Source organism: Cereibacter changlensis JA139 (assembly GCF_003034985.1).
GTDB lineage: Bacteria > Pseudomonadota > Alphaproteobacteria > Rhodobacterales > Rhodobacteraceae > Cereibacter > Cereibacter changlensis.
Window position 1 is genome coordinate 1 of sequence record NZ_PZKG01000108.1, and the last position, 13,189, is coordinate 13,189.

The 13,189-nt window shown below is 68.7% G+C and carries 16 protein-coding genes, 2 pseudogenes and 1 riboswitch; of the genes and pseudogenes, 8 read left to right on the forward strand and 10 right to left on the reverse strand.

The features are described from left to right. From C5F48_RS17640 to C5F48_RS26380, 8 genes and pseudogenes are all read right to left on the reverse strand, one after another. Positions 1-848, reverse strand: an 848-nt coding sequence (locus tag C5F48_RS17640; protein WP_107665172.1) for a HesA/MoeB/ThiF family protein, incomplete at its 3' end; no start/stop codon positions are given. After that, the gene (locus tag C5F48_RS17645; protein WP_107665173.1) at positions 845-1,441 is read right to left on the reverse strand and encodes a thiamine phosphate synthase; all 597 of its coding nucleotides are present in this window, start codon (positions 1,439-1,441) and stop codon (positions 845-847) included. The genes C5F48_RS17645 and C5F48_RS17640, both read right to left, overlap by 4 nt. Beyond that, positions 1,438-2,208, reverse strand: coding sequence for a thiazole synthase (locus C5F48_RS17650; RefSeq protein WP_107665174.1), 771 nt, complete (start codon positions 2,206-2,208; stop codon positions 1,438-1,440). Before C5F48_RS17650 ends, C5F48_RS17645 begins: the two co-directional genes overlap by 4 nt. Before the next feature lies 1 nt (position 2,209). Then, the gene (thiS, locus tag C5F48_RS17655) at positions 2,210-2,410 is read right to left on the reverse strand and encodes a sulfur carrier protein ThiS (RefSeq protein WP_107665175.1); all 201 of its coding nucleotides are present in this window, start codon (positions 2,408-2,410) and stop codon (positions 2,210-2,212) included. Further along, positions 2,407-3,384 carry an FAD-dependent oxidoreductase gene (locus C5F48_RS17660; protein ID WP_107665176.1) on the reverse strand — a complete coding sequence of 326 codons (978 nt, stop codon included), beginning with the start codon at positions 3,382-3,384 and terminating at the stop codon, positions 2,407-2,409. The genes thiS and C5F48_RS17660 overlap by 4 nt, the downstream gene beginning before the upstream one ends. Further along, the gene (gene thiD, locus C5F48_RS17665; protein ID WP_107665177.1) at positions 3,381-4,196 is read right to left on the reverse strand and encodes a bifunctional hydroxymethylpyrimidine kinase/phosphomethylpyrimidine kinase; all 816 of its coding nucleotides are present in this window, start codon (positions 4,194-4,196) and stop codon (positions 3,381-3,383) included. The genes C5F48_RS17660 and thiD overlap by 4 nt, the downstream gene beginning before the upstream one ends. Positions 4,197-4,256: 60 nt before the next feature. After that, a riboswitch (TPP riboswitch) is annotated at positions 4,257-4,355 on the reverse strand. Positions 4,356-4,420: 65 nt separating this feature from the next. Then, a complete protein-coding gene (locus C5F48_RS26135) occupies positions 4,421-4,663 on the reverse strand; it encodes a rhomboid family intramembrane serine protease (protein WP_258186524.1) in 243 nt (80 codons plus the stop codon). Positions 4,664-4,760: 97 nt separating this feature from the next. Further along, a pseudogene (locus C5F48_RS26380) lies at positions 4,761-5,096 on the reverse strand (rhomboid family intramembrane serine protease); the annotation flags it as partial. A 404-nt stretch (positions 5,097-5,500) separates the two neighbouring features. Here C5F48_RS26380 and C5F48_RS17675 point away from each other — a divergent pair. Next, the gene (locus C5F48_RS17675; RefSeq protein WP_107665178.1) at positions 5,501-5,857 is read left to right on the forward strand and encodes a helix-turn-helix domain-containing protein; all 357 of its coding nucleotides are present in this window, start codon (positions 5,501-5,503) and stop codon (positions 5,855-5,857) included. Between the two features lie 24 nt (positions 5,858-5,881). Here C5F48_RS17675 and C5F48_RS17680 read toward each other — a convergent pair whose 3' ends face one another. After that, positions 5,882-6,802, reverse strand: coding sequence for a sugar kinase (locus C5F48_RS17680; protein WP_181247724.1), 921 nt, complete (start codon positions 6,800-6,802; stop codon positions 5,882-5,884). Next, on the reverse strand, positions 6,784-7,500 hold the full coding sequence (locus C5F48_RS17685) for a GntR family transcriptional regulator (RefSeq protein ID WP_107665180.1): 717 nt from the start codon (positions 7,498-7,500) through the stop codon (positions 6,784-6,786). Before C5F48_RS17685 ends, C5F48_RS17680 begins: the two co-directional genes overlap by 19 nt. Before the next feature lie 102 nt (positions 7,501-7,602). Here C5F48_RS17685 and uxaC point away from each other — a divergent pair, with 102 nt between their 5' ends. The 7 genes and pseudogenes from uxaC to C5F48_RS17720 all read left to right on the forward strand — a co-directional run. Then, positions 7,603-9,009, forward strand: coding sequence for a glucuronate isomerase (gene uxaC, locus C5F48_RS17690; RefSeq protein ID WP_107665181.1), 1,407 nt, complete (start codon positions 7,603-7,605; stop codon positions 9,007-9,009). 28 nt (positions 9,010-9,037) lie between these two features. Then, positions 9,038-10,033: a TRAP transporter substrate-binding protein gene (locus tag C5F48_RS17695; RefSeq protein ID WP_107665182.1), complete on the forward strand. Its 996-nt coding sequence runs from the start codon at positions 9,038-9,040 to the stop codon at positions 10,031-10,033. 79 nt (positions 10,034-10,112) lie between these two features. After that, entirely contained in the window at positions 10,113-10,649 is a 537-nt protein-coding gene (locus tag C5F48_RS17700) for a TRAP transporter small permease (protein WP_107665186.1), read from the forward strand. A 1-nt stretch (position 10,650) separates the two neighbouring features. Then, positions 10,651-11,931, forward strand: coding sequence for a TRAP transporter large permease (locus C5F48_RS17705; protein WP_107665183.1), 1,281 nt, complete (start codon positions 10,651-10,653; stop codon positions 11,929-11,931). A gap of 8 nt (positions 11,932-11,939) precedes the next feature. After that, a complete protein-coding gene (locus tag C5F48_RS17710) occupies positions 11,940-12,242 on the forward strand; it encodes a cupin domain-containing protein (protein ID WP_107665184.1) in 303 nt (100 codons plus the stop codon). 11 nt (positions 12,243-12,253) lie between these two features. After that, a complete protein-coding gene (gene kduI / locus C5F48_RS17715) occupies positions 12,254-13,090 on the forward strand; it encodes a 5-dehydro-4-deoxy-D-glucuronate isomerase (RefSeq protein ID WP_107665185.1) in 837 nt (278 codons plus the stop codon). After that, positions 13,087-13,189 (forward strand): annotated as a pseudogene (locus tag C5F48_RS17720) (2-deoxy-D-gluconate 3-dehydrogenase); the annotation flags it as partial. The gene kduI and the pseudogene C5F48_RS17720, both read left to right, overlap by 4 nt.

The window sequence follows — 13,189 nt, forward strand, 5'->3', positions numbered from 1 at the left end:
AGGCTGCGCAGCGTTTCGGGCAGGGTCTCGACGCTGCTGCGCAGGGCCGACGGATGGGCCAGCGGGGCCTCCTCCTCCGGGCGCAGGTCCAGGATCAGGTCGCCGGACGAGAACTCCGAGGCGGCGATGAAGCGGGGGGCGTGTTCGGGTTCCGGCGCGCCGTCGAAGCGGAAGCCGCCGAAGCGGAAGCGCGCCCCGTCAACGGTGACGAGCTGGCCCAGCGGCGAGGGGTCGGCCCCGGTCAGCACCGCCAGCGCCATCTGCGCCTGCAGCGCGCCGACGAGGCCCACCACCGGCCCCAGCACGCCGGTCTCGGCGCAGCTTCCCATGCGCTGCGGCAGGTCGGGAAACAGCGCCCGCAGCGAGGGCGCGCCGCCGCAGAAACCCCCGGCATAGCCCTCGCGCCCGGTGACCGAGGCCGAGAGCAGCGGCAGGCCTTGGGCTTGGCACAGGTCGGAGAGGATGTAGCTCGCGGCAAAGCTGTCGGCGCAGTCGAGCACCAGATCGCAGCCTTCTGCCAGCGCTGCGGCATTGGCCGGGTCGAGAGCGGCCACGTGGGGCTCCACCCGCACCTCCGGGTTCAGCGCGTTCATCGCCGCGGCGGCGGCCTCGACCTTGGGGCGGCCGAGTTCCGCCATGCGGAACAGGGTCTGGCGGTGCAGGTTCGACAGGTCCACCCGGTCGGGATCGACGAGGCGGAGGAAGCCCACGCCCGCGCCGACCAGATAGTGCAGCACCGGTGCGGCCAGCCCTCCCGCGCCGACCACCAGCAATCGCGCCCGGGTGAGCCGGTCCTGCGCGGCGGCGCCGAAGCCCGGGAGGGCGATCTGGCGGGCATAGCGGCTCATGCGCAGGCCGCGAGCCAGGCGCGCATCCGCGCCTCGGGATCGGCGTGCAGCGTGATGTCGGTCACCGCCGAGACCACATCCGCCCCGGCGGCGAAGGCCCCTGCCGCGCGCTCCACGCTCATGCCGCCGATGGCGATCAGGGGGATTTCGCCGATCTTTGCCTTCCACTCGGTCAGCCGTTCGAGCCCCTGCTGATGCCATTTCATCTGCTTGAGGATCGTCGGGTAAACCGGCCCCAGCGCAACATAATCCGGCTTCAACGCCAGCGCGCGGGCAAGTTCGGCCTCGTCATGGGTCGAGACGCCCAGGCGAAGCCCGGCGCGGCGGATGGCGGGAAGGTCGGCAGTGTCCAGATCCTCCTGACCCAGATGCAGCCAGTCGGCGCCCTCCTCGATGGCGATGCGCCAGTGGTCGTTCACCACCAGCGCCGCCCCATGCTTACGGGCCAGCGCCAGCCCCGCCCGGATCTCGGCGCGGGTCTCGGTCTCGGGGCGGTCCTTCACCCGGAGCTGCACCAGCTTCACCCCCAGCGGCAGGGCGCGTGCGAGCCAGTCGGCGCTGTCGAAGATCGGGTAAAAACGCGGCAGGGTCATGCGAGGAAGGCCTTTCCGAGGACGGGGGTGGAGGGGGCGGCCATGTCGCGCGGCTCGATCGGATCGGCGGCGCGGGCCAGCACCCCGGCCTCGATGGCCAGCGCGAAGGCGCGCGCCATGGCGACGGGATCGCCCGCCTTGGCGACGGCGGTGTTCAGCAGCACCGCGTCGAAGCCCATCTCCATCGCCTCCGCCGCCTGCGAGGGCAGGCCCAGCCCTGCGTCGATCACCATCGGCACATCGGGGAAATGCGCCCTGAGCGAGCGCAGCGCATAGCGGTTCAATAGCCCCAGCCCGGTACCGATCGGCGCGCCCCAGGGCATCAGCACCTCGCAGCCCGCGTCCAGCAGCCGGTCGGCCAGCACCAGATCCTCGGTCATGTAGGGGAAGACCTGAAATCCGTCCCCGGTCAGGATGCGCGCCGCCTCGACCAGACCGAAGGGGTCGGGCTGCAGCGTGTCGCTGTTGCCGATCACCTCCAGCTTGATCCAGCGCGTGTCGAAGAGCTCGCGCGCCATATGGGCGGTGATGACCGCCTCCTTCACCGAATGGCAGCCAGCGGTGTTCGGCAGCACCGGGATGCCGAGCCCGGCGATGATCTGCCAGAACACCATCCCGGCCCCCGATCCCGCGCCCTCGCGCCGGACCGAGACGGTGGCGACCGCGGCCTTCGAGGCGCGGAAGGCCTCTTGCATGACCGCGGGCGAGGGGTAGAGCGCGGTGCCGAGCAGGAAGCGCCCGGCGAGTTCGGTGCCATAGACCTGCATCTCAGCCTCCTTGGGTGGGAATGACGATCTCCACCCGGTCGCCCGGATGAAGGGGATGGGACGCGCGGGCGGCGGCGGGCACGAAGGCCTCGTTCACCGCCGTTGCGCATTTCGTCGTGGCGAGCCCGCGTTCATCGAGCAGCGCAGCCAGCGTGGCGGCGGCGCTCTCGATGCTGTCGCCGTTCAGGGTCAGACGGGTCATGCCGGCAGAGCCTCCTCGAGCAGGGCGTTGCGGCCTTCCAGAAGGTGATCCGCCGCCATCCGCGCCAGCGCCGGCGCCATGAGATAGCCGTGGCGATAGAGGCCGTTGAGGCAAAGCCTGCCACCCGCGTGGCGCAGGCGCGGCAGGTTGTCGGGGAAGGCGGGGCGGGCGTCGTGGCCGATCTCGACGATCTCGGCCTCGCCGAAGGCGGGGTGCAGCGCATAGGCCGCGGTCAGCAGCTCCAGCACCGAACGGACCGAGGCGCGGTTTCGCTCGGCGCTCTCGATCATCGTCGCGCCCAGCATGAAGGTGCCGTCGCCGCGCGGCACGATGTAGACCGGGATGCGCGGGTGCAAGAGGCGCACCGGGCGCGACAGGGTGATTTCGGACGAATGCAGGATCAGCATTTCCCCCTTCACGCCGCGCAGGTCGGGCAGGATGTCCCGCGCCGCCGTGCCGCGACAGTCGATGACATTGCCTTCCGCCGCGCTGTCCGTGGTGAAGCGCACACCCAGTTCCTTCGCCCGCACCACCAGCGCGGCCAGCGCCGCCTGCGGGTCGAGATGCGCCTCTTCGGCAAAGAACAGCCCGCGCGAAAAGCGGCCCGCCAGCAGCGGCTCGATCTCCGCCACCTCCTCGGCGCTGAGCAGGCTATGCCCGGTGGTGCGGCGGGCGAAACGGTCGAGCTCCGCCCGGTCGCGCCCCAGGGCCACCACCAGCGTGCCATTGCGCGTGACCTCGGCGCCCTGCGCCTGCCACCAGTCGACCGCCTTCAGCCCCTCGTTGACCACGATCTCCTCCGCCGTCTCGCCCTCGCAGCGCGGGGCGAGCATGCCGCCCGCCCACCAGCTGCATTGATGCGGGCCGGGCAGGCCGAGCGGGTCGTGCACGGTGACGGAAGCGCCGCGCCGGGCGAGCTCCACTGCAGTGCAGAGCCCCATGACGCCCGCGCCAAGGATGTGGTGAACGGTCATTGCCAAACCTCGTGAAAATGGTGAACGGGACCGTGGCCCGCGCCGATGCCCAGACGGTCGGCTGCGGCGATGGCGGCATGCAGCCAGCCATGGGCGCGGGTGATGGCCTCGGGCAGCGCAAGCCCACGCGCCAGCCCGGCGGCGATGGCGGAGGACAGCGTGCAGCCGGTGCCATGGGTGTTGCGGGTTGCAAGGCGGGGGGCGGAGAAGCTCAGGACGCCGTCGGCGATGGCGAGCCGGTCGGTGCAGACCGGGCCGGGAGCGTGGCCGCCCTTCATCAGGACAGCGTGGGCGCCAAGCCCCCGCAGCGCATGGCCCTGCGCGATGATCTCCTCCGGCGTGGCAGCCTCGGGCTGGCCGAGCAGCTGCGCGGCCTCGGGCAGGTTGGGAGTCAGCAGCGTGGCGCGTGGCAAGAGCAGCGCCCGCAGCGCGGCGATGGCCTCGGCCTGCAGCAAAACGTCGCCGGATTTCGCCACCATCACCGGGTCGAGCACCAACGGCCCGGCATAGCCTGCCAGCGCCCCGGCCACGGCCTCGATGATCTCGGGCGAGGCGAGCATGCCGATCTTCACCGCGTCGGGCGGGATGTCTTCCAGCACCGAGGCGATCTGCGCCGCGACCAGCGCCGGGTCCAGCCCCGCCACCGCCTGCACCCCGAGCGTGTTCTGCGCGGTGATCGCGGTCAGCGCCGAGGCGCCGTAGACGCCGAGGGCGGAAAAGGTTTTCAGGTCGGCCTGGATGCCGGCGCCGGCGCCGGAATCCGATCCGGCGATGGTGAGCGCCACGAAGGCGCGGCGGGTCTGTTCGGGCATCTGCCCCCTCCATCAGATCTCGGAGGGGTCGGGATATGGGGGATTCGCGCGGGGCAGAATCGGCCGGTCCCTTCCGTTCCCTCCGCCGGTATTAACCGGATCAGGTTCGATGGGTTGGCTTTCGCCTCTCAGCCCTTGCGGGCACCCCAACGGAATGAAGGAAGGCTAGCGGCAGGTTTTCCGCCGCGCAAGCCCCGTTTCTGCGGCATCCTGCCGGAGGAGGATCAGCGGGGCAGGCCGCGGGCGAAGGTCAGGCCCGCGAGCCAGCCCATGACGTAGCCGCCCAGATGCGCCTCCCAAGCGAGGCCGCCGCCGAGGAAGACGAAGAGCGCGATGTTGGCCAGCATCAGCCCGGCCGCCGTCGCCAGCACCGGGCGCAGCGGCATCTGCAGGCGGCGGCGCAGGCTGAACTCCCAGGCGTTCCAGATGCCGAAGAAGCCGAAAGCCGCGCCCGAAGCCCCGATCATCGGCCCGGCGCCGGAGGAGATCAGCCCGAAGGCGGTCCCCCCCGGCGATGGCCGAAAGGAAGAACACCGACAGCGTGCCGAAGGCCCCGATGCGCGCCGCGATGACCTTGCCGAGCGACAGGAGGATCACCGCGTTCATCGCCAGATGCAGCAGCCCGCCATGCAGGAAGGCATGGGTGACATACATCGCCACGGCCTGGCCGGAATAGATCGGCAGCACCGTGCCCGCGACCAGCGGCTGCCAGAAGGCGCCGTAGAGATAGGCGAGGCTGCGCAGATCGCGCCCTCCCAGCAGCCCTGTGTCGGAGGCGGTCAGCGCCAGTTCGATCGCCGCCATCACCCCGACCAGCGCCCAGAGAAAACCGGGAGCGCCGCTTTGCGACAGGGGGGCGGGGCGGTCGGCTGGACGGCGGTCGGGATCGGGATATGTCATCCCTCCGAAATAGGTTACCGGCCGCAAAAGCGGAAGCCCCCGCGCAACTGACGGCTGCGCGCCCCCCGACCTCCGCCTCGCGGTGCGGCAAACGCTTAGGTTGTGCCCTCCGGCGCGGCCCCTCGCGCGGCCGGTTCCAGCCGCCGCGCGGGCGCGCCGGAGAGGATGGGGTGATTCTCAAGCAGAGCGGATGTTTTGCCCGCGACTGGCGGCAATCGGGGTCCCGCGGCAGGGATTGTTGCCCGTCGTGGGTTCGCGCAAGGCGGGTACGGCGGATGTTTGGCTTTTAAGACATGCACAAACAGACAACTACCCACGGTTTAGCAAAACTGTAAAAAACCCGGCGTGGTGGTTGAGTGGTGTGCCGGGTGTGGCGAGGCTGTTTTCCTTGGAGGAGTTGAAGAATGGCGCATTCTGTTGATCTGCATGTCGGTAAACGCATTCGGCACCGTCGCTGGATGATGGGATTGACCCAATCGCAGCTCGCCGAGGCCACCGGCATCAAGTTCCAGCAGATCCAGAAATACGAAAGCGGCGCCAACCGCGTCAGCGCCTCGCGTCTGTGGGAGATCGCCGGCGCGCTCGGCGTGACCATCGGCTTCTTCTTCGAAGGCCTCGAGGGCGAGAGCGAGAGCCCGCGCGTCACCACCGATTTCGCCGGCGAGCGTGAGGCCATCGAGCTGGTGCGCACCTATTACGCCATCCCCGAGGCGCAGCGCCTGCGCCTGTTCGATCTGGCCCAGGTGCTGAGCGCGGCCTGAGCCGCGCCCGCACCCTCGGCGGCCTCAGGCCTCGCCGATCTCGACCAAAGCGCCCCGCGCCGCGATCACCTTCGCGGCGGTGCGGGCCCCCGAGCGGATCGCCTCGGCGAGCGGCAGGCCCTGCAGATGCGCCGCCAGGAAGCCCGCGTTGAAACTGTCGCCCGCCGCCGTGCTGTCCACCACCCGGGTCACCGGCTCCGGCGCGTGGCGTTGAAACTGGCCCGCGTCCAGGCTCAGCATCTCGCCGGCGCCGTTCTTCACCACCACCAGCGTCGCCCCGGCCGCGGCATAGCGCCGCGCCGTCGCCTCGAGCGACGCATCGCCGAAGGCCGCGGCCTCGTCGTCATGCGAGGGCAGGACGATGTCGCTGAGCGCGGCCGCCTGCATCACCGTGGCGCACATCGTCGCCGCATCCGGCCAAAGCCTTGGGCGCAGGTTCGGATCGAAGACCACCAGCGCGCCCGAAGCCCGCGCCGCCGCCAGCGCGGCGAAGAGCGTCGGGCGATCCTCCGGCTCGACGATCGCCAGGGTTATGCCGGAGAGGTAGACCAGCTCCGCGCCGTCCAGCGCCGCCTGAAGCCGGGCGGGGTCGCGCGCCAGCAGCCGCGCGGCGCTCTGTCCGCGCCAGTAGGAGAAGCTGCGCTCGCCGTCGCGCAGCTCGATCAGGTAGAGACCGACCGTCCGCTCGGCCAGCCGGGCCACGTGGCCCACGCCGATGCCGGCGTCCTCAAGGAATCCCAGCATCCGGTCCGACACGGCGTCGGTCCCGATGCAGGTCGCGTACTCCACGTTCCAGCCGGGCAGGGCGCGGCGCAGGTACCAGGCGGTGTTCAGCGTGTCGCCTGCGAAGCCCATGGCGAAGGTTCCGGGCTCGCCGGTCGGGGCCATTTCCACCATGGCTTCGCCAAGCGCGACGAACCGCTGCGTCAAAGGTCGGGCAGGCATGTCTGCTCCTGTGCAAAGTAATTCTGGTTGTCGCTGCGGATCCGCTCGATCTGCTGCTTGATGCGGCTGAGGTGGCTGTGCATCTGCGCCATCGCCCGGGCCGCATCGCGGGCGATCATCGCCTCGAGGATCTCCACGTGGTCGCCGAAGGCGTCCTGCGAGGCGAAGGCCAGCGACAGGAAGCGCACCCGGTCCATATGCGACTTGTTCTCGCGGATGATCTCCCAGGCGAAGCCGCAGCCCGCGCGCTCGCAGATCTCGCGGTGGAACTGGTCGTCCAGCGCATGGAAGCCCAGCGGGTCGGAGGCCATCATCGCCCGGCGCTGCTGGTCGAGAAGGTCCTGCAGCGCGGCGTGATCGGCGGGGGTAAGCCGCTCGCAGGCGGCGCGCACGGTTTCCGCCTCGATCGCGGCGCGGACGAAGCGCGCCTGCATCACCGCGGCGGTGGAGATATGCGACACGGTGGTGGCGCGCTGCGGCCGGATCTGCAGGAAGCCGAGCTTGGACAGCCGGTAGAAGGCGTCGCGCACCGGCTGGCGCGACACGCCCATCTGCCGGCCGACATCGACCTCGGACATCTTGGTTCCGGGAGGCAGCTCCAGCGCAAGGATCTGGGTGTGCAGCGCCTCGAAAACCTGATCGGCGACCGAGGGGCGAACCACCGGATCAAGGCTGCGCAACTGAAGTGCCTCTGTCATGTCGCCTCCGTTGACAGGATTTGGATACTAGCATATTAGTCTATCACGGCGTCCGAACGCCACCTAAATTTCAGTGCTTGACGCAGGGAGGGGGCGAATAGCATGGGCTTGCTGGACCCTGATCGTTTGTTTCCAATAGACGAGAGCTCGCGTGGCCTGGCCCGCGCGCTCTACAAGACGGTCGAGGCTCTGCCCATCGTCAGCCCGCACGGTCACACCGACCCGCGCTGGTTCGCCGAGAATGCGGCCTTCCCCGATCCGGCGCAGCTCTTCGTCACCCCGGACCACTACGTCTTCCGCATGCTGCATTCGCAGGGCATCCCGCTGGAAGCCATGGGTGTCCCCCGCGTCGACGGCGGCTGGACCGAGACCGATCCGCGCAAGATCTGGCGTATCTTCGCCGAGAACTTCCACCTGCTGCGCGGCACGCCGTCGCGGATGTGGCTCGACCACGCCTTCTCCGAGGTCTTCGGCCTGACCGAGCGGCTCTCCGCCGCGACCGCCGACGCCTCCTACGACCACATCGCCGATTGCCTGATCCGCCCCGAATTCCGCCCCCGGGCGCTGTTCGAGCGCTTCAACATTGAGGTGATCGCCACCACCGAAAGCGCGCTCGACGATCTGCGCTGGCACCGGATGATCCGCGAGTCCGGCTGGTCGGGCCGCGTCGTCACCGCCTACCGCCCCGATGCGGTGGTGGACCCGGAGTTCGCCGGCTTTGCCGAGAACGTCGCCGCCCTCGGTGAGTTGACCGGCGAGGATACCGCGACATGGAACGGCTATCTCGCCGCCCACCGCGGCCGCCGCGCCTATTTCAAGGAGTTCGGCGCCACCTCGACCGACCACGGCCATGCCACGGCCCGCACCGAGGATCTGCCGCAGGCCGAGGCCGCGGCGCTCTTCGCCAAGGCGCTGGCAGGCGCCTGCACCGCCGAGGAGGCCGACGCCTTCCGCGGCCAGATGCTGACCGAGATGGCGCGGATGAGCCTCGACGACGGGCTGGTGCTGCAGATCCACCCCGGCAGCTACCGCAACCACTCGCAGCCGGTGCTGGAGAAATTCGGCCGCGACAAGGGCTACGACATCCCGACCCGCACCGATTACGTCCGCGCGCTGCGGCCCCTGCTGAACGCGGTGGGGTCGGACCCGCGGCTGTCGGTCATCGTCTTCACGCTGGACGAATCCGTCTACGCCCGCGAGCTCGCGCCGCTGGCCGGCGTCTATCCGGCGCTGAAGCTGGGACCGGCCTGGTGGTTCTTCGACAGCCCCGAAGGCATGCGCCGCTTTCGCGAGACCACCACCGAGACGGCGGGCTTCTGCAACACCGTCGGCTTCAACGACGACACCCGCGCCTTCTGCTCGATCCCTGCCCGGCACGACGTCGCGCGGCGGGTGGACTGCGCCTATCTTTCGACCCTCGTCCGCACGGGACGTCTGGACGAGGGCGAGGCATTCGAGGTCGCCCACGACCTCGCATACAGGTTTGCCAAGCAGGCCTACCGGCTCTGACGGGCCAATTCATCTGGGAGGAGAAAACATGACAGTCAAGACACTCACCGCCGCGCTGCTGACCACTGTGGCGCTCGCCGCGCCGGCCTTCGCCGAATGCGAGGTCACCCTGCGTTCGTCCGACACCCATCCGGACGGCTACCCGACCGTCGAGGGTGTGAAGCACATGGCCGCGCAGGCCAAGGAAGCCAGCGACGGCCGGATCTGCATCGAGGTTTTCCCCTCGTCGCAGCTCGGCGAGGAAAAGGACACCATCGAGCAGACCCAGTTCGGCGTCATCGACATGGTCCGCGCCTCCTTCGGCTCGTTCAACGACATCGTGCCGGAAGCGCAGCTTCTGTCGCTGCCGTACCTGTTCCGCTCGGAAGCCCACCTGCATGCCGTCATGGACGGCCCGATCGGTGACGAGTTGGCCGATGCCTTCGCCGAGCACGACCTGATCGCGCTGGCCTATTACGACGGCGGCTCGCGCAGCTTCTACAACAACCAGAAGCCGATCACCTCGATCGAGGATCTGGCCGGTATGAAGTTCCGCGTCATGCAGTCGGACGTCTTCGTCGACATGATGTCGGCCCTCGGCGCCAACGCCACCCCGATGCCCTATGGCGAGGTCTATTCCTCGATCCAGACCGGCGTCATCGACGGGGCCGAGAACAACTGGCCGTCCTACGACAGCTCGGGCCATTACGAGGTGGCCAAGTACTTCACCCTCGACCAGCACCTGATGGTGCCGGAACTGGTGGCCGTGTCGAAGACCAAGTGGGACGCGCTGAGCCCGGAGGATCAGGAGATCCTGCGCGCCGCCGCCGAATCCTCCGAGCCGGTGCAGCGCAAGCTCTGGGCCGACCAGGAGAAGGCCTCGGAAGAGAAGGTGCTCGCCGCCGGCGCCGAGATCGTGCGCGACATCGACAAGACCCCGTTCATCGAGGCGATGGTCCCGGTCTACGAGAAATACGTCACCACCGACGCATTCAAGGACCTCGTGAAGCGCATCCAGGACACCCAGGAAGGCGCGACGCAGTAAGCCTTTCCGGCCAAACCGGCCCGCGGCGAAGGACTCGCCGCGGGCCTTTCTTCATATGAGGTTCGACGTGCGGAAAAACATGCTCGTGCTGGCGATCTATGCCGGCTGGCTTGCGCGTATTGCGCTTTGGGTGGCGGGGACCGGACTGGTGCTGATGACGGTCTTCGTCTTCGCCCAGGTGTTTGTCCGCTACGTGATGAACAGCAGCCTGCAATGGGCCGAGCCCGCGTCGGTGATGATCATGGCCTGGTTCATCTTCCTCGGCGCAGCGGTCGGCGTACGAGAGGGCTACCATCTGTCCTTCGACGTGCTGCTCTACGTTCTGCCCAAGGGCGTGGTGAAGGTGCTGCACACCATCTCCGACATCGTCGTCGCGGCCTTTGGCTTCGGCATGCTGTGGTTCGGCTATGACCTCGCGGCCCGGGCCTGGGGCAACCTGATGCCCGGCCTCGGCATCTCGCGCGGCTTCGACTTCCTGCCGCTGATCTTCGGCGGCGTCCTTCTGGTGCTGTTCTCCATCGAGCGCATCCTGCGCCGCGCCGCCGGCCTGCACACCGCCCGCTTCGGCGAGGACGATCCCGACGATATTCCCGAAACCACGACGACCGGAGCCTGAGATGGAGCTTTACATTCTGTTCGGAAGCTTCGTCTTCCTTCTGTTCATCGGCACGCCGGTGGCCTTCTGTCTCGGCGTGTCGAGCTTCGCGACCGTGCTCTACATGGGCCTGCCGCCGGTGGTGGTGTTCCAGCGGCTGAACTCCGGCGTCTCGGTCTATGCGCTGATGGCGATCCCCTTCTTCATCTATGCCGGCGACCTGATGGTGCGCGGCGACATCGCCCGCCGCCTCGTGGCGCTGGCGGGCGCGATGGTCGGCCATCTGAAGGGCGGTCTGGGGCAGGTGAACGTCGTCGCCTCGGTGATGTTCGGCGGTGTCTCGGGCTCGGCCGCGGCCGATGCCTCGGCCGTCGGCGGGCTGATGGTGCCGCAGATGAAGGCGCGCGGCTATGACGTCGATTACGCGGTCAACCTCACCGTCGTCGGCTCGATCATCGCGCTGATGATCCCGCCCTCGCACAACATGATCATCTATTCGATCGCCGCCGGCGGCCGGATCTCGATCGCCGATCTCTTCACCGCCGGCATCATCCCCGGCGTCATCCTGGCGCTGTCGCTGATGACCGCGGCCTATTTCGTCGCCCGCAAGCGCGGCTACCCGACCGAGCCCTTCCCGGGCCTGCGGATGCTGGGCGTGATCTTCGTCTCGGCGCTGCCCGGCCTCGTTCTGGTGCTGCTGATCTTCGGCGGCGTCCGCTCCGGCGTGTTCACCGCCTCGGAAAGCGCCAACATCGCCGTGGTTTACGCGCTCCTCGTCACCATCCTCGTCTACCGCACGCTGAGCTGGTCCGAGTTCGTCCACGCCACCGTCGGCGCCGTGCGCACCACGGCCATGGTGCTGCTGGTCATCGGCTGCGCCGCGGCCTTCGGCTGGCTGCTGGCCTATCTGAGAGTGCCCGCCGCCATCGTCGCCTTCATGCAGACCGTGTCGGACAACCCGATCCTGATCCTGCTGATGATCAACGTCTCGCTGCTGGTCCTCGGCACATTCATGGACATGTCGCCGCTGATCGTCATCACCACGCCGATCTTCCTGCCGGTGGCCCAGGCCTTCGGCGTCGACCCGGTGCATTTCGGCGTGATCCTGATCCTGAACCTCGGCATCGGTCTCTGCACCCCGCCGGTGGGGGCGGTGCTGTTCATCGGCTGCGCCGTGGGCCGGATCACCATCTGGCAGGCGATGCGGACGATCTGGCCGTTCTACGGCGCAGCCTTCGCCACGCTGATGCTCGTCACCTACATCCCGACGCTGTCGCTCTGGCTGCCGTCGCTGTTCCGCTGAGGTCTCCGATGTTCCCCACCGTAGCCACCGATCCCGGCGTGACCCGCCAGGTCCTCGCCGACGACCCGGCCCTGATGCTGGTCGCCTTCCGCTTCGAACAGGGGGCCGAGGGCAAGCTGCACAACCATGTCCATGTGCAGTCCACATTCGTCCAGTCGGGCCGCTTCCTGTTCACCATCGACGGGGTCGAGGCCGAGGTCGGCCCGGGCGACAGCCTGATGATCCCGTCGAACGCCGTCCACGGCTGCCGCTGCCTGGAGGCCGGCATGCTGGTCGACAGTTTCGCGCCCCGCCGCGACGATTTTCTCTGAAGGAGGTCCAGATGACCCAGACCACGCCCCATGTCGAAATCCGCCATGCCGTCGATCCCGTCACCGCCCGCCAGCTCGACACCCAGGGCCTGCGTGACGCCTTCCACATGCCCGACCTCTTCGCCGAGGGCGAGATCCGGCTGGTCTACACCCATTATGACCGGATGATCGCCGGCGGCGCCGTGCCCGCGGGCAAGGCGCTGGTGCTGGACCATGTGAAACAGACCGGCACCGCCAGCATCCTAGACCGGCGCGAGATGGGCATCGTCAACGTCGGCGACGCCGGCACGGTCTCGGCCGCCGGCGAAAGCTGGGAGATGGGCCGCGGCGACGTGCTCTACCTGCCGATGGGCGCGGGGCCGGTGAGCTTCGACGGGGCAGGGCGGTTCTACATCCTCTCGGCCCCGGCCCACATGGCGCATCCGGCCCGGCTGGTGACCCTGGCCGAGGCCAAGAAGGTGAACATGGGCTCCGCCGCCACCGCGAACGAGCGCACCATCAACCAGTTCATCCATCCCGACGTGATGCCCTCCTGCCAGCTGGTGGTCGGCTACACCCAGTTCCACGGCGGCTCGGTCTGGAACACCATGCCGGCGCATGTCCATGACCGGCGGATGGAGGTCTATCTCTACTTCGACATGGCCGAGGATGCCCGGGTCTTCCACTTCATGGGCGAACCGAACGAGACCCGCCACCTGGTGATGAAGAACGAGGAGGCCGTGGTCTCACCGCCCTGGTCGATCCATTGCGGCGCGGGCACCGGCTCCTACACCTTCATCTGGGCTATGGCGGGCGACAACGTCGATTACCGCGATGTCGAGATGGTCTCGATGGAGGAGCTGCGGTGATCTCCTTCTCCCTGGCGGGCAAGCGCGCGCTGGTCACGGGGGCGAACACCGGCATCGGCCAGGCGATTGCGGTCGGCCTGGCCGAGGCCGGGGCCGAGG